At 54.5% G+C, this 18,637-nt stretch carries 16 protein-coding genes; 6 read left to right on the forward strand and 10 right to left on the reverse strand.

What is annotated here, in order from left to right; all coding sequences use genetic code 11:
• Positions 1–8 precede the first annotated feature (8 nt).
• Genes QEP11_RS06955 through QEP11_RS06965 form a run of 3 tightly spaced genes read left to right on the forward strand, consistent with a single transcriptional unit; the run spans position 9 to position 3,233 of the window.
• Positions 9–1,274: an efflux RND transporter periplasmic adaptor subunit gene (locus tag QEP11_RS06955; protein WP_284335923.1), complete on the forward strand. Its 1,266-nt coding sequence runs from the start codon at positions 9–11 to the stop codon at positions 1,272–1,274.
• Positions 1,274–2,506 carry an ABC transporter permease gene (locus tag QEP11_RS06960; protein ID WP_284335924.1) on the forward strand — a complete coding sequence of 411 codons (1,233 nt, stop codon included), beginning with the start codon at positions 1,274–1,276 and terminating at the stop codon, positions 2,504–2,506. The genes QEP11_RS06955 and QEP11_RS06960 overlap by 1 nt, the downstream gene beginning before the upstream one ends.
• A gap of 4 nt (positions 2,507–2,510) precedes the next feature.
• Positions 2,511–3,233 carry an ABC transporter ATP-binding protein gene (locus QEP11_RS06965; protein WP_284335925.1) on the forward strand — a complete coding sequence of 241 codons (723 nt, stop codon included), beginning with the start codon at positions 2,511–2,513 and terminating at the stop codon, positions 3,231–3,233.
• Between the two features lie 49 nt (positions 3,234–3,282).
• Here QEP11_RS06965 and QEP11_RS06970 read toward each other — a convergent pair whose 3' ends face one another.
• Positions 3,283–3,981 carry a lysoplasmalogenase gene (locus tag QEP11_RS06970; RefSeq protein WP_284335926.1) on the reverse strand — a complete coding sequence of 233 codons (699 nt, stop codon included), beginning with the start codon at positions 3,979–3,981 and terminating at the stop codon, positions 3,283–3,285.
• A gap of 233 nt (positions 3,982–4,214) precedes the next feature.
• Between QEP11_RS06970 and QEP11_RS06975 the strand changes: the two genes are divergently transcribed.
• Complete coding sequence (locus QEP11_RS06975) at positions 4,215–5,843, forward strand: peptide chain release factor 3 (protein ID WP_284335927.1); 1,629 nt, start codon at positions 4,215–4,217, stop codon at positions 5,841–5,843.
• Positions 5,844–6,009: 166 nt separating this feature from the next.
• Positions 6,010–6,804 (forward strand): HAD-IIB family hydrolase, encoded by a 795-nt coding sequence (locus QEP11_RS06980; protein WP_284335928.1) that lies wholly within the window; start codon positions 6,010–6,012, stop codon positions 6,802–6,804.
• A 39-nt stretch (positions 6,805–6,843) separates the two neighbouring features.
• Here QEP11_RS06980 and aliA read toward each other — a convergent pair whose 3' ends face one another.
• The 4 genes from aliA to QEP11_RS07000 form a co-directional block, all read right to left on the reverse strand.
• Complete coding sequence (gene aliA / locus QEP11_RS06985) at positions 6,844–8,496, reverse strand: cyclohexanecarboxylate-CoA ligase (RefSeq protein ID WP_284335929.1); 1,653 nt, start codon at positions 8,494–8,496, stop codon at positions 6,844–6,846.
• A gap of 121 nt (positions 8,497–8,617) precedes the next feature.
• Positions 8,618–9,784: a cyclohexanecarboxyl-CoA dehydrogenase gene (gene aliB, locus QEP11_RS06990; protein ID WP_284335930.1), complete on the reverse strand. Its 1,167-nt coding sequence runs from the start codon at positions 9,782–9,784 to the stop codon at positions 8,618–8,620.
• Between the two features lie 24 nt (positions 9,785–9,808).
• Positions 9,809–10,591: a 2-ketocyclohexanecarboxyl-CoA hydrolase gene (gene badI, locus QEP11_RS06995; protein ID WP_284335931.1), complete on the reverse strand. Its 783-nt coding sequence runs from the start codon at positions 10,589–10,591 to the stop codon at positions 9,809–9,811.
• Between the two features lie 39 nt (positions 10,592–10,630).
• On the reverse strand, positions 10,631–11,398 hold the full coding sequence (locus QEP11_RS07000) for a glucose 1-dehydrogenase (RefSeq protein WP_284335932.1): 768 nt from the start codon (positions 11,396–11,398) through the stop codon (positions 10,631–10,633).
• Between the two features lie 130 nt (positions 11,399–11,528).
• Between QEP11_RS07000 and QEP11_RS07005 the strand changes: the two genes are divergently transcribed.
• On the forward strand, positions 11,529–12,023 hold the full coding sequence (locus QEP11_RS07005; RefSeq protein ID WP_284335933.1) for a MarR family winged helix-turn-helix transcriptional regulator: 495 nt from the start codon (positions 11,529–11,531) through the stop codon (positions 12,021–12,023).
• A gap of 313 nt (positions 12,024–12,336) precedes the next feature.
• Here the strand turns inward: QEP11_RS07005 and QEP11_RS07010 are convergent, their stop codons facing one another.
• The 5 genes from QEP11_RS07010 to QEP11_RS07030 form a co-directional block, all read right to left on the reverse strand.
• The gene (locus QEP11_RS07010; protein ID WP_284335934.1) at positions 12,337–13,380 is read right to left on the reverse strand and encodes a DUF2806 domain-containing protein; all 1,044 of its coding nucleotides are present in this window, start codon (positions 13,378–13,380) and stop codon (positions 12,337–12,339) included.
• A gap of 693 nt (positions 13,381–14,073) precedes the next feature.
• The gene (locus QEP11_RS07015; protein WP_284335935.1) at positions 14,074–14,709 is read right to left on the reverse strand and encodes a hypothetical protein; all 636 of its coding nucleotides are present in this window, start codon (positions 14,707–14,709) and stop codon (positions 14,074–14,076) included.
• 12 nt (positions 14,710–14,721) lie between these two features.
• Positions 14,722–15,357, reverse strand: coding sequence for a hypothetical protein (locus QEP11_RS07020; protein WP_284335936.1), 636 nt, complete (start codon positions 15,355–15,357; stop codon positions 14,722–14,724).
• Between the two features lie 12 nt (positions 15,358–15,369).
• A complete protein-coding gene (locus QEP11_RS07025; protein ID WP_284335937.1) occupies positions 15,370–16,005 on the reverse strand; it encodes a hypothetical protein in 636 nt (211 codons plus the stop codon).
• Complete coding sequence (locus QEP11_RS07030; RefSeq protein WP_284335938.1) at positions 16,002–18,455, reverse strand: M23 family metallopeptidase; 2,454 nt, start codon at positions 18,453–18,455, stop codon at positions 16,002–16,004. The genes QEP11_RS07025 and QEP11_RS07030 overlap by 4 nt, the downstream gene beginning before the upstream one ends.
• Positions 18,456–18,637 lie beyond the last annotated feature (182 nt).

Genomic DNA, 18,637 nt, shown 5'->3' on the forward strand with positions numbered 1-18,637 from the left:
GAGATATCTTGAACCTACCTACCCCCAGTCAGTCTGCGGCATCAGCTCCCCGCAGCGTGCGTACATCCAGCCAGCGCGTGTGGCTGGCGCTGGCTTTGCTCGTGTTGTTGGCGGCTGCTTATGTGGGCGTGCAGAAGTGGCGAGGTCCGCAGGTGCCCGCAGCGCAGGTGCAGATTCAGCCGCTGGTGCGTACGCTGCAGTTTTCAGCGCGTGTGGAAACCCGCTCGCGTGTGGGGGTGGGCGCAACCATTGTCGGGCGCGTGGAGCAGGTGAATGTGCGCGAAGGTGACGTTGTGCAGGCGGGGCAAGTGCTGGTGCTGCTGGAGCAGGCCGAGTTGCAAGCTGCGGAGCAACAGGCGCAAGCCAGTCTGGCGCAGGCCCAGGCGCAACTGGCCAATGTGCGCAGCAACAGCCGTATTGCCAACCAGGCACAAGTGGCGCAGTCCCAAGCATCCGTGCGGCAGGCGCAGTCGGATTGGGTACGCAATCAGCAATTGGTAGAGCAAGGTTTTCTCAGCCAGGCGGCCTTGGATGAAAAGCGCAAAGCTCTGGACGTGGCGCAGGCACAGTTGCAGGCAGCGCAGGCCCAAGCCGCGGCCTCTGCAGATGGTGGAGCAGAATTGAAAGCAGCGCAGGCGCAGGTGCTGCAAGCGGAGGCCGCATGGAAGGCTGCGCAAGCCAAGCTGGAGCAGACGCGCATCCTGGCGCCGAGCGCAGGCAAGGTGCTGTTGCGTGATGTGGAGCCCGGTCAGATTGTGCAAACCGGCACGGCATTGTTGCAGCTGGCGCTGGATGGTCCCACGCAGATCGTGGCCCAAGTGGATGAGCGCTTTCTGGACCAGCTGCGCGAGGGCCAGGCCGCAACCGTTGTGGCAGATGCGTTTGCTGCGCAGCGTTTGCCCGCCAAGCTGGTGTCGATTGCCCCTGGCGTGGATGCCCAGCGTGGCTCGGTGGAGGTGAAGCTGGCGCTGGATGAGGCAGCACCAGCTTTTCTGCGTGAAGACATGACTTTGTCCGTGCTGGTGGAAACAGGGCATGAAACGCAGGCACTGGTGGTGCCGCTGGAGGCGCTGCAGGACGCCACAGAAGGCAGCTTGCATGCCAAGGTATTGGTGTTACAGGATGGCAAAGCTGCGGCCAAAGACGTGCAGCTGGGTCTGCGCACTTTGCAGTCCGCCCAAATTACCCAAGGTCTGCAAACGGGCGATACGGTGTTGCTGCCTCCAGCCAAAGCAGGGCAGCGAGTGCGTGCGCAACTGCAGAAAGCACCCTGATGTCCATTCGCTTGCCCTGGGGATTTGAGTGGGTGGTGGCGCTGCGCTTCTTGCGTGAAGGGCGCATGCAAAGCCTGCTCATTGTTGCGGGCGTGGCGGGCGGGGTTGCCGTGATCACCTATATCGGGGCCCTGATTCAGGGTTTGCAGGCCAACACGGTCAACAAAACATTGGGCACGCAAGCCCACATCACACTGCGCGCACCTGAGGATGTGGTCACACCGATTCCTGCTCGTGCCAATGATGCCGTGGTCATGAGCGATACGCAGCCCCGGGCGCAACGGTTGCGGTCCGTGGCCAACTGGCAGCAGCTGTTGCCAGTTTTGGAGGCGGTGCCGGGCATGGTGGCGGTTTCGCCCATGGTGTCTGGCTCAGGTTTGGCACTGCGTGGCGAGGCTACGCAATCGATTGCCATCATGGGTGTGGAGCTGTCGCGCTACCAGCGCATCGTCAATCTGCGTGAAAAAATCGTTGCAGGTGTCTGGGGTTTGCAACCTGGAGACGCCATGATCGGCGTGGAGCTGGCTGCCGATCTGGGCGTGCGTGCGGGGGATCGCTTCACCATCGATACAGGCAGCATTACCGAATCCGTGCGCGTGACCGCGCTGCTGGATATGGGTGTCAAAGATCTGAACCGCCGCACTGTCATCATCCCTTTGCGCAGTGCGCAAAGCCTGCTCGGCGTACCGGGTGGCGCAACAGTACTGGACATGCAGATCGATGATGTGTGGCAGGCCGATGCGGTGGCCCAGCAGCTGCGGGCACGCTATCCGTATGAGGTGGAAAGCTGGCAGGACTCGAATGCACAACTGCTGTCTGCACTGAATGCGCAAAGCATCAGCACGCTGGTGATCCGTGTTGTGGTGCTGATTGTGGTGGTGCTGGGTATCGCCAGTGTGCTGGTGGTCAGCGTGGTGCAAAAGCGCAAGGAAATCGGCATTTTGCGTGCCATGGGAGTCACGCGTGGGCAGGTGTTGCGGGTGTTTTTGCTGCAGGGCGCGGTGGTGGGAGCGCTTGGCTCTGTCCTCGGTGTTGCGCTGTCCTGGACTTTGATTGCCCTGTTTACAGCGTTTGTGCTTGGGGAAAATGGAGGTCCATTGTTTCCCATCGCTTTGGGTTGGGGGGATGTGTTGTCTGCCACATTCACTGCGACGTTAAGTGGGGTGCTGGCGGCTGTGATGCCTGCGCGCAGCGCGGCTCGCATGGATCCTGCTCAGGCAATCCGGGTGTAAGGCCATGGCTGAAAAAAACCTTTCAACATCGCCCCTGTTGCTGTTGCAAGACGTGCGCAAGTCGTACAACGTGGACCAGCCTACAGAGGTGGAAATTCTGCATGGCGTGAATCTGCAGGTAAATCCTGGAGAGTTCATCGCACTGGTGGGGCCTTCTGGCTCGGGTAAAAGTACCTTGCTCAATATTCTGGGTTTGCTGGAGCGCATGAGCAGCGGCAGCTACCGCTTGCAGGGCCAGGAAACCAGCGCCCTGGACGACCTGGGGCTGACCTTGCTGCGCCGACAGGCGATGGGCTTTGTGTTTCAGTTTCACCATCTGCTGCCGGCGTTTACCGCGCTTGAAAACGTCACGCTACCTGCCCTCATGACCAATGGGCACGTCACTGCGCAAGATAATGCAAGAGCCAGCGCCTTGCTGGAGGCCGTAGGGCTGGCGCATGCACTGCACAAAAAGCCATCCGAGCTTTCCGGTGGTATGCAGCAGCGCGTGGCAATTGCACGGGCCCTGGTACACCAGCCGCCACTGGTGCTGGCGGATGAGCCGACAGGCAATCTGGATACACAGTCTTCTCAGGAAGTGTTTGAGCTGCTGCGCCAGATACACCAGACCCAGGGTACTGCGTTTTTGATCGTCACCCACGATCCACGGTTAGCGCAGCAATGCGACCGGCTGGTGGAAATTGTGGATGGAAAAATTGCCAGGGACACCCCAACGTCACAACTTTAGGCAGCTCATATCCAAGCGTCCAAGCGCAGCAGACTCGCCCCCGCCAGCGCTACTGGCGCACAGGCTGGCGCAGCACGTGCAGCATGCCGTGCACGATCAACCACTGTGCCAGGTAATAACTGGACAGTACCCATAGTTCAACGGCAGGCACTGGCTGTGCAAATTTGTTGATCGCCAAGATGGTGTCGCTGACCATAAAACTCACAGCGCCCAAAGCAACGCAACACGCCCCTGTGTTGCGCAAGATGGTGGCTCGCCCCAGGGCTTGGGCGGACATCCAGGCAATTACCAGCACGTAGGTTGCGACCGGAATGCGCAAGTCATCAGGCAGACCATGTTGCAGCAAACAGGCATAGACCGCGATACCAGCCAGCGCACTGAAGACCAATGCGGGCTTGCTGGGCAGCCAGGGCGCATCACGCGTGAAAACGGCGATATAGCAAACATGTGCCAGCAAAAAAGCCAGCAGACCGAGGATGAAGCCTTCGGGGATGAGTAAAAACACATCTCCGGCCAAGCTGCAGCCCAGGGCTGCCATCAGCCAGTACACCCAGGGTGCATGTGCCATACGGTCGGATAGTTGCCACACACAGGCCATGGCCAGGCACATGCTCAAGGGTTTGAGCACCGCGTAAGCCGTGAAATAGCCGAAGTGGCTGCTCAGCATGGCCAGCAAGGCGCACAAGGCAAAGGCCCATTGCAGCGGGTCTACAGCTAAAGATGAACGTATAGGCGTGGTGGTGTTCATGCAGACCAAGTCTGCCCTCACTACGTGGGCAGCGCATCGGGACAGTCCCGCCTGCCTGGTATCGGCCTGACCGAGCATTGGGCGCGTGACCATGCATTCACGGGACTCGGTAGAGATTCAGGCTTTCCTTTAAAATCGCCCCTCTTTACCTTTTGCGGTCTGCGGTGCACCTGTGCTTGCGGCCCTTTGTCTGCAACGCGTGGCAGCAGCCGCGCCTGAATAGCTCCCATCCAGTGTCATACGCTTCAGAAACACGGCGTCGCCGCACCTTTGCCATCATCTCCCACCCGGACGCGGGTAAGACCACACTGACCGAAAAGCTGTTGCTGTTTTCGGGTGCGATTCAGATTGCGGGTGCTGTCAAGGGGCGCAAGGCTTCGCGCCATGCCACCTCGGACTGGATGGAAATTGAAAAGCAGCGCGGTATCTCTGTAGCGTCCTCGGTGATGCAGATGAGCTATCGCGATCACGTGATCAATCTGCTCGACACGCCCGGCCACAAGGACTTCTCGGAAGACACCTACCGTGTGCTGACCGCCGTGGACTCGGCGCTGATGGTGATTGACGCGGCCAACGGCGTGGAGTCGCAGACCCGTCGCCTGATCGAGGTGTGCCGCCAGCGCAATACGCCCATCATCTCTTTCGTCAACAAGTTTGACCGTGAAGTGCGTGATCCGCTGGACATCATGGACGAAGTTGAACGCGAGCTGGGCATGCCCTGCTGCCCCATCACCTGGCCTGTCGGGCAGGGCAAGCTGTTCGGCGGCATCATCAACTTGCAGACACAGACCATGACGGTGTTTGCAGCAGGTAGTGAAAAGCGTCCTGAAGACTTTGAAGTGATTCCGCTGACGGAAACTGACAAGCTGCGTGCCCGCTTTGGTCAAGCCTTTGATGACGCCATCGAAAGCATGGAACTGGCGCAAGGCGCATCCGCGGAGTGGGACCACCAAGCTTTCCTGGAAGGCAAGCTGACACCGGTGTTCTTTGGCTCCGGTGTGAACAACTTTGGTGTGATGGAAGTATTGAACGCGGTGGTGGACATGTCGCCACCGCCCGGTTCGCGTGTGGCCTTCACCGAAGTGAATCGTCAGCGAGAAGAAAAAATCATTCATCCTGAGGACAAAGGCTTCTCGGGCGTGGTATTCAAGGTGCAGGCCAATATGGATGCCAACCACCGTGACCGTATTGCGTTCGTGCGCGTGGCTTCGGGCAAGTACACCCCCGGCATGAAGATGAAGGTGCAGCGCACCGGCAAGGAATTGCGGCCTACCTCGGTGGTGACATTCATGTCGCAACGGCGTGAGGCTGTGGATGAAGCCTATGCAGGCGACATCATCGGCTTCACCATTCACGGTGGTGTGCAGCTGGGTGACTCGATCACTGATGGCCCCAATCTGCAGTTCACGGGCCTGCCCTTCTTTGCGCCTGAAATGTTCATGACCGTGGTGCTGAAGAACCCGCTGCGCACCAAGCAGTTGCAGCAAGGTCTGATGCAGCTGGGCGAAGAGGGGGCAATTCAGGTGTTCAAGCCCGATGTCGGCGGCAATATGCTGCTGGGTGCTGTCGGCCAGTTGCAGTTTGAAGTGGTGCAGCACCGCTTGAAGACCGAGTATGACTGTGATGTGCGCCTGGAAGGCTGCCAGTACACCGGCGCACGCTGGATCACGGCAGACACACCTGCCGAACTGCGTGAATTTGAAAACGCCTACCCCATGCGCCTGGCGCACGATGCAGCGGATACCCTGGCCTTTCTGTGTACCAGCCCCTACGATGTGCGATTGGCACAGGAACGTTTCCCCAAAATTCATTTCCATCCGCTGCGCGAACACGCCGGTTTGGCGCTGGGCTCTGCCCATTAAGCATTGGTCATATCGGCCTGCAGACTTTGTTGCACTGGCTTGTCGTGGCGCTGCTACTGCCTACGCCGGTGCGGTGCGTCTGTACCGCTTTGCTGAATGATCTGCCCAATGGGGCAAGGATGCATTTCTCCCGTGCTCGGCACGGGTTTGTTGTTGAGAGTTTGCTGTGAGCCAAGAATTTCTGCGTCCTCTGTCTGAGTTGCCCGTGCCTGCCAACATTCTGGGCGTGCTGACCGACATTGATGACACGTTGACCACGGATGGCGTGGTGCCCGAGCATGTGGTGGCGGCCATTGGCCGCCTCAAAGAGGCTGGCCTGAAGGTGGTGCCGATTACGGGGCGCCCTGTGGGCTGGAGCGTGCCGTTTGCGCGTGCATGGCCGGTGGACGCCATCGTGGCAGAAAACGGTGCGGTGGCACTGCGGCGCAATGCCGAAGGCGGGCTGGACAAGCTGTACCAGCAAGACGACGACACCCGCGTGCGCAATTTCGCCAAGATGCAGGAGGTGCTGGCCCAGATCGAGCAGCAAGTGCCAGGTGCGCAGCGCGCCACCGACTCGCATGGGCGCGAGTGCGACATTGCCGTGGATCACAGCGAGTTCACCCACATGCCGCAGGCGCAAATTGATGAGTGTGTGGCCATCATGCGCGAGGCGGGCATGAATGCGACGGTGAGTTCCATCCACATCAACGGCTGGTTTGGCGATCACAACAAGCTCGAAGGTGCGCGCTGGATCGTGCGTGAGCTGTTCGATCTCGACCTGGATGCGACCTTGGGTCAGTGGATCTACATCGGCGATTCGACCAATGATCAACTGATGTTCCAGAACGTTCCCTTGAGTGTGGGCGTGGCCAATATCGCGCGCTTCGTGCCGCAATTGCAGCATCTGCCCCGCTACGTGACCGAAGCGGAACGTGGCGATGGGTTTGTGCAGCTGTCGCAGCGGTTGCTTGGCAGGTAAGCGCAGCGCACGGCTGTGTGTGGGGGCGCAGGCCAGCGTTCAGGTCTGTTCGCGAACCAAGTCGCGCAAACGGAATTTCTGAATCTTCCCGGATGGCGTGCTGGGCATGCTGTCCAGCACGATCAGCTTTTCAGGGACGTATTGCTGTGCCACTTTCTGCGCTTTCATAAAGCTTTGCAGGGCGGGCAAGTCTATCGTTTGTCCGGCTTTGGGGACGACGACCGCGCAGGCTCGCTCCCCAAGGCGTTCATCGGGATAGGCCACGATGGCGGCTTGGGCCACGGCAGGGTGGCGGTAGAGCAGGGCCTCAATCTCAACCACCGGGATGTTTTCACCGCCGCGAATGATCACATCTTTGCTGCGCCCCGTGATGCGGACATAGCCTTGCGCATCAATGCGCGCCAGATCGCCGGTGTCAAACCAGTCTTCGTCATCGGTACCGTTCAGATGGGCGCGTTTGAGGTAGCCGCCAAAGTTGGAGCACGAGCGCAGCATCAGCTTGCCAATCTCTCCAGTGGGTAGCGCCTTGCCATCAATATCGATGACCTTGACTTCCACGCCGGGCAGAGGGATGCCATCCGTATTGACTGCGCGTTCATCGTCATCGTCGAGCTGCGTCAGCGTGACCGCCCCGTTCTCGCTCATACCCCAGGCCGAAACAATTTTTGCACCCAGTGCAGCACGTGCTTGCTCAACCAGGGGGCCGGGAATGGGCGCACCAGCACACAGGAAGGTGCGCAGGCTGGAAAGGTCCGGTTTATCGGCAGGCTCACTGCTCATTACCGTGCGAGCCAGATCGGACAGAAATGGCGTGGAGGCCATGGTGAAGCTGACCTGCTCGGACTGGATCAGTGCAATGGCTTGCTTGGGGTCCCATATGTCCTGCAGAACAGCGCTGGCTTGCAGCATGATGGGCATCATCAAGCCGTACATGAACCCGGTCTGATGCGCCATGGGAGACGCCATCAGCACAACGTCATCCGCGCCCAGGTTCAAGCGCTGGGCGTAGGGGATGATGTTGGACATCAAGGTGTTGGCCGAGTGCATCACGCCCTTGGGCTCGCCGGTGGTGCCGGATGTGTAGATCAGCTGGGTGATGTCATCGGGCGTGGGCCGTGATTGCTGTAGCACGCTGTGAGCAGCGCCACCGTTTTCCCAGTCGGTGCCGCTGAGCAGGACTTCAAAGCTGTTATCGCCTTGACCGTCCACAATCACCACATGTTCAAGCTGTGGCAGAGCCTCTTTGAGACCATGGGCCATGGTCTCAAAATCAAAGCCACGGAAATTGCGCGGGGCTATCAGCACCCTGGCTTCGCCGTGTTGCAGCATGAAAGACAGCTCACGCTCACGGAAAATATGCATCAGCGGGTTCATCACGGCTCCGATACGCGAGCAGGCCAGATAGGTGAGCGTGAATTGCCACCAGTTAGGCAGCTGGCAAGCGACCACATCATTGCGATGTACGCCGAGGCGATGCAGGCCAAGCGCAATACGGTCGGCCATCTGTGCCATTTCTCTATAGGTGAAGCGCTGGATATGACCTGTTTCGACCTGTAGGGCGGTCAACGCCAATTTATCCGGGCAACGCGCCACGCAGGCATCCAGTGCCTCGTTGATCGTGCGGTCATGCCATAAGCCCAGGGCTTGCATGCGTGCACGGCGGCCTGGTAATAGTACTGCGTCGAATTCCATGGTTTGTCTCCGGTGGTTTTCAATGGGCGTGCTCAGGTTCGCTTCTTGAGCAAGGGCTTTCCTTGTGTCGCAGCCTGGCTTGTGCTGCTTTGGCGCTCTTTGGGCTGGTGTGGATGGTCTTCTAGGCTGCTGGCACAAACTTTCTGCCAGCACGTGTCCTGGCGATGATGGTTTTCATGATCTGCGCGGTGCCATCGCCAATCTGGAAACCCAGCACATCGCGCAAGCGTTGTTCCATGGGGCCTCGGTCATAGCCGCCATGACCAAAGCACAGCAGGCATTGATGAATCGTGTCATAAGCCAGCTTGGGTCCCCACCACTTGGCCATGCCTGCCTGCGCAGAGTGGGGCAGACCCTGGTCTTTGAGCCACAGGCCTTGCAGGCACAGCAGGCGGGCTCCCTCCACCTCGGTGTCGTACTGCGCCAAAGGGTGGGTCACGCCTTGAAAAGCCGACAATGGCTTGCCAAAGGCTTCACGCTGGGTGGTGTAAGCCCAGGCTTCATCCAGCGACACGCGGGCCACTGCCAGGCATTGCAAGCCAATCAGCGATCGTGAAAAGTCAAAGCCCTGCATGACTTGCACAAAGCCTTTGTTTTCATCGCCCAGGCGGTGGTTGAGCGGCACGCGCACATTCTCAAAAAAGATGGAGCCACGGCCAATGGCACGCTGTCCATGGCAGTCAAAGCGGCTGGTGGTGACGCCGGACGTGTTCATGGGCACCAGCAAGGCAGTCACCCCGTGAGCACCAGACTCGGCACTGCCTGTACGGCCAAACACCACGCTGATGTCGGCCTGATCTGCGGCAGAGATGGAGGTTTTTTCTCCGTTGATCACATAGTGCTCGCCCACGCGTTCCACACGTAAGCGCAGGTTGGCGGCATCCGAGCCTCCGCTGGGCTCAGTCAGGGCAATCGCGCAAATGGCTTTGCCGGCCACCAGCTTCTCCAGCCACGGTCCAACCACCTCGGATTGTCCGTAGTTGGAAAGGATTTGACTGTTGAGTGAGGCCAGCAAATTCAGGTAGGAAAAGCTCAAATCAGCACGCGCCATTTCTTCATGGATGACGCCGGCAGCCATGCAGCCCATGTCCAGGCCTCCAAAGCGTTCGGGCAGCTCGGGTGCGATAAAGCCCAGTTTTCCCATTTCTTGCAGTAAATCACGGTCCAGGGTGCGGCTGCGGTCGCGCTCCAGAAAGCCTGGTGCCACGCGCTCTTGTGCAAAGCGGCGCACCGTGTCTGCCAGTGCCTGCAAGTCTTCGGTGATGTAGGGGTTGGGGGTGATTGCCATGTCATCCTCTGAGCGCGAATGTGCTTACTTCACGTATTTGCGGAACTCGGGCTTGCGCTTTTCTTTGAGTGCATTCACACCTTCGCGTGATTCGTCGGTGTCGTAATACAGCTTCAAGGCGTACATGCCCAATCCGGCAATTCCGGCCTGATGGGCGGTATCCATGTTGAAGCTGCGCTTGGCAATGGCCAAAGCCGTGGGGCTGCGTTCGCACAGCTCTTCACCAATCTTCTGAACTTCTTCGTCAAGCTGATCATGGGGGACGCAGAAGTTGGCCAGCCCCATGGCAACGGCTTGCTCGCCGGTGTAGCGACGATTCAAATACCAGATCTCACGTGCTTTTTTCTCGCCTACAACGCGGGCCAAAAAAGCAGTGCCGTAGCCGGGATCCACAGAACCCATCTTGGGTCCTACCTGACCGAACTGCGCTTTGTCGGAGCAAATGGTCAGGTCGCAAATCGTGGCCAACACATTGCCACCGCCAATGGCAAAACCTTGTACGCGCGCAATCACGGGCTTGGGTACATCGCGGATGGCGGTATGCAGTTCTTCCATGGGCAGTCCAATGGTGCCGCGCCCGTCGTAATTGCCGTTATGGGCCGACTGGTCGCCGCCGGTGCAAAACGCACGGTCTCCAGCGCCAGCCAGCACAATGGCTCCCACCTCGCGGTCGTAACCGGCCTTGTTCAGGGCGCGGATGATTTCATCGCAGGTCTGGCCGCGAAAGGCGTTCATCTTTTCGGGGCGGTTGATGGTGATCCATGCCACACCGTTTTTGACTTCATACAGGATGTCTTCAAAGTTCATGGTCTGCTTTCTGTGAGGAAGAGGGATGTGCTGGCGTGATCAACCGTGCATGGTCAGTCCACCGGAGATGCTGAGCACTTGGCCTGTGATGAAGCTGGCGTCATCACTGGCGAAAAAGGCAATGGCTGCTGCCAGATCAGTGCCCTGACCCAAGCGACCCATGGGAATGGCGCTTTTGAAGGCTTCAATGAGCTTGGCAGGATCGCGTGCGCCTTCAGCCACACCGGCCAGCAAGGCAGTATCGGTCGGGCCGGGGCACACTGCATTGACGGTGATGCCATGGCGTGCATGCTCGCGCGCCAGGGTTTTGGACAGGGACACCAAACCACCCTTGCAGGCGGAGTACACAGCTTCGCCCGAAGAGCCTCCGCGTGCAGCGTCAGACGCCACGTTCACAATGCGCCCATAGCCCCTTTCCACCATGCCTGGAAGTACGGCGTGCAGCATGTGCAGATTGCCCGTCAGATTGATGGCAATCAGGCGCTCCCACTCTGCAGGCTCAGACTTCACAAAGGGCTTGAACACGTCCCAGCCAGCGTTGTTGATCAAGCTGGCGATGGGTCCCAGTTGCACTTGCGCAGCGGCCACGGCGGCATCCACCTGATCGCGCTGGGTGATGTCGCACTCAAAGGCCGCGGCCCGCCCGCCTGATGCCGTGATCTCGTGTGCAACCTGTGTGGCAGATGCTAGATTCCTGTCGAACACAGCCACAGCGGCACCTTCGGACGCCAGGCGTTGACAGGTGGCGCTTCCGATGCCGCCGCCGCCGCCTGTCACTATGACTGTTTTGTTGTCAAATCTTTGCATGCTCTGGCTCCATAAAGGCTTGTGTGAACAAGCTGTTCTGTGGGGTTGAATACGTAAATAGGTAAATATGTTGTCAAATATTAGGCGCAACGAGACAATGCACGCAAGCAGTCAAAAGCATTAAAAATCTATGGATAACCCTAAAGAATCAAACAATACGGCCAGAGCTGAGCTGGCAAATCGCATGTTCTTTCGTCTCTATCAATGTGCAAATATGTTGCATAAAACTGGAACGAGAGCGGTCGAGGCAGAGGGTTTGACGACCCAGCAGTGGGCGGTGCTGGGGGCGCTGTCTCGCGACGAGGTGCAAGATGGAATGAGCGTGGGAGATTTGGCGCGCTATCTCATGGTGAGCAGGCAAAATCTATCAGGCCTGGTCAGTCGCATGGAGCGCGATGGTCACGTGCAAAGTGCGCCAGATGGCAAGGATCGGCGCTCACGGCTGGTCAGCATGACGCCCTCTGGGCGCAAGGTCTGGCAGCATCAGGCGCTGCCGAAAATTCATGCGTACTACCAGCAAGCGCTGGAAGATTTCTCCACAGACGATGTGGCGCACGCCTTGCACTACCTGCTCAAACTGCTAGGCAATATGCAGCGACTGGATGTCGGGGGTGAAGAGGCTTAGCACCACGTAGTTGATACGGCGAGCGTGGCAGGACTGTGCTGCAGTTTGGGCAACATGGGTGAGTGGCGGCCTTGAAGATGAGTGTGAGCGTTGATAGCGGCGGACGGTGCAGTTGAACCACTGTGTTGATGCTGAGAAGTCAGCACAGTGCTGGTCACTTTGCGTCTATTTCAACTTTGTTTGTCTATGTCGGCTATGCAGCGGTTGCCGTCAGTGATGTAGGCAGCCTGAACTACTGCTTTCAGCCAGATAGAAGTCCTTCCCAGTACATCGTTATCAAATCCTCACAGGCTGCTTTCTGGTGAGTAGCCTGTTAAGCCTCAGCGGGGGGAGCATCACATAGGATTTCTTGTGCATTGCCGTACTGTCCCTGGGTGTCTGATACTTGCCGCCAGTCGGCGAGCCTGACAGAGAAACCCTTCCCAGCGATTTCCTTACCGACTAACCGCAGGTACTCTATGTCAGGCTCAAATGTACCTAGTCCGAGTACCTGCCTACCGATAGCCGTAAGCGTATAAATCTCGAAATTAAGCTCTTTCGCGGGATCTACGTGCTCTACGATTAGCGCTTTGCTGTGTGAGACGAGCGCCCGAAAGAATTTGTTTTCTACTAATGACTTATAGGTTTTAGTAAGTCCGAAAGAATCAATGCCAGAGACAACCCCTAACTCTTGCATTTGTAGCAGCGTCGAGAATGCCAAGCCTTTGGATTCTAGGTATTTCGCCTGACTAATAGCGATGTCCCCGTGGATAACATAGCGCGCTAACTTGCTAATCTTCTCGGCTTCCTCCTTGGAAAGCATCTTCAGAAACTCTAGTGTTCGAATTGAATAACTACCAGGTGCCTTTACTTCGCCTGCCAAGACACTGCCCCATAACCTTTGTAGATCCTCAGTAGATACCTTGCCGGCATGCTCACGCCACGCGAATAGCCAGTCTTCGTCCACATTCCGATCGGATGGAATCTGCGAGTCAGTTGCAAGTTGCTCTTCTGCAAATAGGATAGCTTTCGTTGCGTTAATTTCTGAGCGAGCTGCTGCTGCTACTGCAGCTCTGCTGCCGTACTCCACTGCTGCGGAAATCGATAGCGTTGGTTCAATGCGCTCGTCAGTGGCAGGCCGGATACCCGCTGCGCTTGTGAGCAGCAAAGTGCCATCTGGAAGAAGTTGCTTCTTGCCGGATCGAATATCAGCAGCGTCTGTTTCTGCCTGCGCCAGCATGAGGATTTCATGTCGGCGAACCTCGTTTCTTACCCTGCCTTCTCGGGCAGCTTGCCACGGCGAAAGCAATGCCCCGATTCCCTTCTCGGTCAGCGTTTCCCAGAGTTTGATCACTAACTTTTCACCGGGGAAATCCATGTCATCTCCTGAGACTTAACTGAATCTAGACGACAAGCAAAAAGTGTTCGTCGTTCTCATAAAAATGAATTTAGCAAGAAGTTTCAGAGTGAGCAATTGCAATCATGCTTGTTAGGCAAACCTGAAAATTCTGAAATTAAGGTCCGTTGCTTGTAGCCACGAGCATGTAATGGAGTGGCTGCTTCTGGCAGAGAACGCCATTTCGGTTAAGCCACCGAAAGCAGACGTCTAAATCTAGTTACGCTTCTTGAATCAGTGCAATGACTATTTTTGGCAACAGGAGTCATTCGTCTTGTGGTGTTGAAAGACATCAATCAGCCTGAAGCAGCCAGCTATCTAATGCTGTTGGCTAGTAACTCCGGCGGTCAGAAATCCAACCAGAATAACCAATTCGCATCGATAGAGTGCCGATGACAACGTTTGAGACAACCGTCCGCCAGAGCGATGCTGGAGATGGTCTACAAGTTGCTTGACCTAGAGACCAGCGCCCGAGCGTGTCGTGGGAACAAGGGCAGCTTTGTCATTCAGTTCGCTAAGCAGTTCCGACATCTTCCACTTTCAGCAGTTCAACTGGAGTTTGTCACTGTAGTATTGCTGGCACTGCGCCAAATCGCTTAAGAAAGATCCTTGCGCTGGTAACACGTCAAGCAATATGTGCGGAAGGCTACTGCTCTAAGTGGTGCCCTAAAGCTATCAATTGGGCGGAGCATCCTCCAAGAATTCAATGCTCTCTATAACTTTAAAAGCATAGGATGTGATATCGATATTTTTTTTATTGTTTATAAAATGAATATATCCAATATTGCTGCTGCCACAAATAGCGCTTTCTTGGGCTTTTATGCAATACCTCAAATACCTAGATCGAAAGCGTTCTTCTCCAGTTGTATCATCAAATGTGAGAACCCATCCTTCTGCATTCACCGATTTAACCGGAATAAATGTACTCCCTTCCTCATTCTTAAACTTCTTTCTACCATCTTCAATTACAAAATTAACATGCTCCTTTGGGGAACGATTTTTCCAAGACACTTTAAATTGTTCTTCTTCGGTGCTGTAGCATTCGAAATCAAATGACCATTCTCCATCGTTGGAAAAATTTTCAAACTTACCAGTTGAAAAGCCTGCCATTCCTCTGTATTGTTTGTTTTGATACCCTTGGCCAAGCTTGGCCTCTTTAGGAATATCCAATTTTATTCTGCAACCTGGACCAAGATTTGCAATTTGTTCTTCAAATTCACCTGTCCTTAAAAATTCTGAATGATCTTTGGCTACTTGAGCTGTTGAAACCAAATGATAGAAGAGAAGGAGGGGGGTAATATAATTTTTCATCAAGGATATCTATCAATTTGGCGGCGCATCTTCTAAGAATTCAATGCTCTCTAAAATTCTAAAAGCATAAGATGGGATATCAATATTTTTTTTATTATTTGTAAAATCAATATATCCAATTTTGCTGTTGCCACAGATAGCGCTTTTGATGGTTTTGATGCAATACATCAAATTCCTTAATCGAAAGCGCTCTTCTCCTACAGTACCATCATAAGTGATAGCCCAGCCCTGCGCATTCACTGAATCAACAGCAAAAAATGTAGTATTATCTACATCTATAAATTTCTTTTTGCCATTTGAAATTATAAAATCAACATCATTTTTGGGTGTTATATCTGTCCATATCTCTTGAAATTGCTTTTCCTTAGTGGTAAAGCACTCGAAATCAAAACCCCACTCACCATTATGGGAAAAATTTGAGCCTATTTCTATCGAAAAACCTGCCATTCCTCTGTAATGTTCATTCTGGCAGCCTTGCGCGAGTTTTGCACCTTTGGGAATATCAATTTTTATTCTGCAACCAGGGCCAAGATTGGCAATTTGTGCATCTAATGCGCCTGTACGTAAAAATTCCGAAGGATTTTGGGTTGCTTGAGCAGTGGAAGCTAAATGATAGAAGAGGAATACGGGGATAAGATATTTTTTCATCAATGATATTTATTAATTCGGCGGTACATCTTCTAAGAACTCAATGCTCTCCAAAACTCTAAAAGCATAGGATGCAATATCGATATTTTTTTTATTGTTGATAAAATCAATATATCCAATATCGCTACTACCACAAATAGCACTCTCTTTGGCCTTAACGCAATACCATAGATGTCTTAAACGCAAACGTTCCTCACCTGTTGTGTCGTCATAAGTGAGGGCCCAGCCTTCGGCATTCACTGACTGAACTGAAAAATAAGTAGCGCCTTCATCATCTGTGAACTTTTTTCTCCCTTTTTCAATTATAAACTTGACTCCATTTTTCGGAGATCTATCTTTCCAAACCTCTTGAAAATTCTTTTCATAAGTGTGATAGCAGTTAAAGGAGAAACTCCAATCCCCATTGTGTGAGAAATATTTTGGCATTTTTATTGAAAAGCCTGCCATTCCTCTGTATTGTTTGTTTTGGTACCCTTGACCAAGCTTTGCCCCTTTAGGGATATCCAGTTTTATTCTGCAACCTGGGCCAATATTTACAATTTGTGCCTCAAGGTTTCCAGTTCGTATAAATTCTGTATGGATTTCTCGTCCTTGAGTTGTAGTAATCAAATTAAAAAGCAAAATGAGGACGAGGGAATATTTCATCATAACGGGTTCCTTTTTGTATAACCTTCAGGAAAATCAATAACTAGCTCTCCTTGTGCATCGGGGAGTTTTGCTTCTGTGAGTATTGCCATGGCGTAGCCATACACACAACATCTAGAGTCGAACCCATTAAGACTTGAGCTATAGGTGCTGTTGATTTTTGCTGGCAGATTGACCGCTGCAGAAGCCTTCCAGAATGATGGGCTTCTGTAATAGATCTTAGAACCTTGTCTGTTCACAGTACTGACAACAACACGCTCAATGGTATGCGATTGATCAGCATATTTAGCCATTTGAAGGGATACCCAGTAAAATCCTGCACTATCGGAAGGAGCTAAAAATCTCTCCGGAGATTGCGCTAGTTCTTGATGAGCTTCTACAGAAATTCTCCAATTTATAATTTCTTGAGTTATTCCATGAAAATTACTGTCATTCATCACAGTTTTATTGCGCAATGCAGGGGTTTTGTTTTGTTCCGCACGCTGCGTAGACTCTAAACGTTCTTTTAATGAAGAAGATATGGTTCGACCACGCCATATCCAATACGCAATATAGTTGCCTGCATGTGTCAATTGCAAAAAACCACGACCATGCCATGGAGTATACCAATATGTTTCTCCACCAAACTCAGCCAGAGTAGCTAACCATGATGTTTCTTGAATGGCGTTTCCAAAGAATGCTGCTTGCCTTAGTGGGGTGTTGATGCAGTATTTACGCATCATTTTATTTAAAGGTACTAAGTGACCTTCAATGATCTCGTTGGTCTTTCTTGCACTGGTAGGAGGGACTTGTTCCCACAATGAACCTTTGGCTTTGGTTCTACTGTCTTGACCAATGCGCAATGCATGTGAAGGAATTAACTGGATGAACTCATTCACATTCAGCCATCCACACTTTCTAAAATGCGCAATAAATTCGCGTGGATGAAAATGCCAGTGTGTAAAAGTCAGCCTGTCCTTGTCTTCCTGGGGCAACTCTTCCCAAAAGCATAGTTTTTCCCCAAATGTGACCACTTTCTCGAACTCTTCGTCGTCCAGCGGAAACGGCATGTAAGGGTTGCCCTTGGCTTTGATCCATGCCCATCTGCTTCTGAGTTCGTTTTTGGCCCATTCGGTGGGGAACTTGCAAATTGTTTTGGCCAGTTTTTCTTGCACGGCAGGCTTGCACAGGTTTTGCAATCGGTTGGCCGCTCTTTGCTCGGGCGTGGTTTGTGCGGTTTCCGGTGCCTGTGGCGGGGGAGTTGATGGGCCGATGAGGCTGGGTGGCCCAGCAGGCGCTGCCTTGGGCTGGGCGGATGGCGAGAGCATGGCATCAATCAGTGCCGAGTTGCACTGGCTGTTGTTGTCCTCGGTATCGTCGTCAATGAGCTTCCAGCCCATCCAGTGCGGGAAATCCGCATCACTGAATTTGTAGGTGCCTGCTGCGTTGAGGTTGACCCACGCACCTTGGGGATGGCTGGGTAAAACGACCTTGCGCCAATGCGCTGCCTGGGCTGGCAATGGATCGGGGCCCAGGTTGCGGCCAAAGCGCAGCAGCTCATACCAGCCGCTGGGGCTGCTGTTGGCTCGCTCATTGGGGCTGAGCGCAGAGTGGCGTTTATTGGCTTCGGCGTAGAGCTGGTATTCGGCATCGGTTTCGACCGGAGCACTGCCAACAATCTCTCCCGTGAGTTGATAGGTGGTGAGCGTGGCGTGGCCTTGCTCGTATTGAATGCCGATAATCAGGTCTGTATTTCCACTGTCCCCGCTGGGCGCTGGCAGTGGCGCATTGCCGGGTTGTGTTGCGTGACATGCGCTTTTGGCGGGCAACAGAACATAGAGCTGTCCGTACACCGTGTTAGAGCGTCCGTCTTTGTTGAGAGGTAGCTCCGCTGTCTTGCGGCCCACCAGCTTTTGCGTGTCTGCATCGCCCGCAATGATTTCCAGGTGAATGCGGTTGGGTTGCCCGTGAATATCACCTGCCAGACCCAGTTTGTCTTTGCGGTAGATGGGCTGGTTAAGGGCTGGCAAGGCAGCATCCAGCTTTCTCAGGTGCTGGTAAATGGAGTAATAGGTGACTTCAACCGCTGTTGTGCCGTTGGTTCCTGGGTCAGCACCGATTTCTGTGGTGTGGCGAATGACGACGCAGCCGGTGGAGTGCGGTTGATTGTTGTATTCGGCAGTACCGCCTTCACGCCGGAAGATCACGATGCCATCTGCAATAGCGCGCACAGGCTCATTGGCGTTGGGGGCTGTGATGTGAAGGCCACCATGCCAGACCATGGCTTGGCTGACAGGAAATGCCCCGCTTCCCACAACACCACCGGGCATCACGCTGCGAACACACTGCTCGTCGTAGACGGGAATATCGGGTCTCGACAGGAATGGTGGGCTGATGATCATTGCTTGCCAGGGACTAAGCCGCAAAAGTGGATGGATGGCGGGACTGGGTTCGCTGTGGTGGCTCAATTTCACGCTGCCACGTCTGCAACCATGAAGTAATTGCCTTTTGTAGCAGCCGCTACCAATTCGCTTGTGAGTTAGCGCAATGGGTGGAGCATTGGCTGGCAATATCCGCCAGAACTTGCTGCGTATGCGCTACTTGCCTGGAAATACGCTCTACCAAAGGTCATGTGGTTGGCCCGGGCGTCGCAGAA

Origin of the sequence: Comamonas halotolerans, from assembly GCF_030162935.1 — a bacterium.
In the GTDB taxonomy this organism is placed as follows: Bacteria; Pseudomonadota; Gammaproteobacteria; order Burkholderiales; family Burkholderiaceae_C; genus Comamonas; species Comamonas halotolerans.

Coding starts and splice junctions, on each gene's coding strand:
- QEP11_RS06960 (WP_284335924.1), top strand. CDS start 1,274: ATGTCCATTCGCTTGCCCTGGGGATTTGAGTGGGTGGTGGCGCTGCGC.
- QEP11_RS06965 (WP_284335925.1), top strand. CDS start 2,511: ATGGCTGAAAAAAACCTTTCAACATCGCCCCTGTTGCTGTTGCAAGAC.
- QEP11_RS06970 (WP_284335926.1), bottom strand. CDS start 3,981: ATGAACACCACCACGCCTATACGTTCATCTTTAGCTGTAGACCCGCTG.
- aliA (WP_284335929.1), bottom strand. CDS start 8,496: ATGGAATTCGACGCAGTACTATTACCAGGCCGCCGTGCACGCATGCAA.
- aliB (WP_284335930.1), bottom strand. CDS start 9,784: ATGGCAATCACCCCCAACCCCTACATCACCGAAGACTTGCAGGCACTG.
- badI (WP_284335931.1), bottom strand. CDS start 10,591: ATGAACTTTGAAGACATCCTGTATGAAGTCAAAAACGGTGTGGCATGG.
- QEP11_RS07000 (WP_284335932.1), bottom strand. CDS start 11,398: ATGCAAAGATTTGACAACAAAACAGTCATAGTGACAGGCGGCGGCGGC.
- QEP11_RS07005 (WP_284335933.1), top strand. CDS start 11,529: ATGGATAACCCTAAAGAATCAAACAATACGGCCAGAGCTGAGCTGGCA.
- QEP11_RS07010 (WP_284335934.1), bottom strand. CDS start 13,380: ATGGATTTCCCCGGTGAAAAGTTAGTGATCAAACTCTGGGAAACGCTG.
- QEP11_RS07015 (WP_284335935.1), bottom strand. CDS start 14,709: ATGAAAAATTATATTACCCCCCTCCTTCTCTTCTATCATTTGGTTTCA.
- QEP11_RS07020 (WP_284335936.1), bottom strand. CDS start 15,357: ATGAAAAAATATCTTATCCCCGTATTCCTCTTCTATCATTTAGCTTCC.
- QEP11_RS07025 (WP_284335937.1), bottom strand. CDS start 16,005: ATGATGAAATATTCCCTCGTCCTCATTTTGCTTTTTAATTTGATTACT.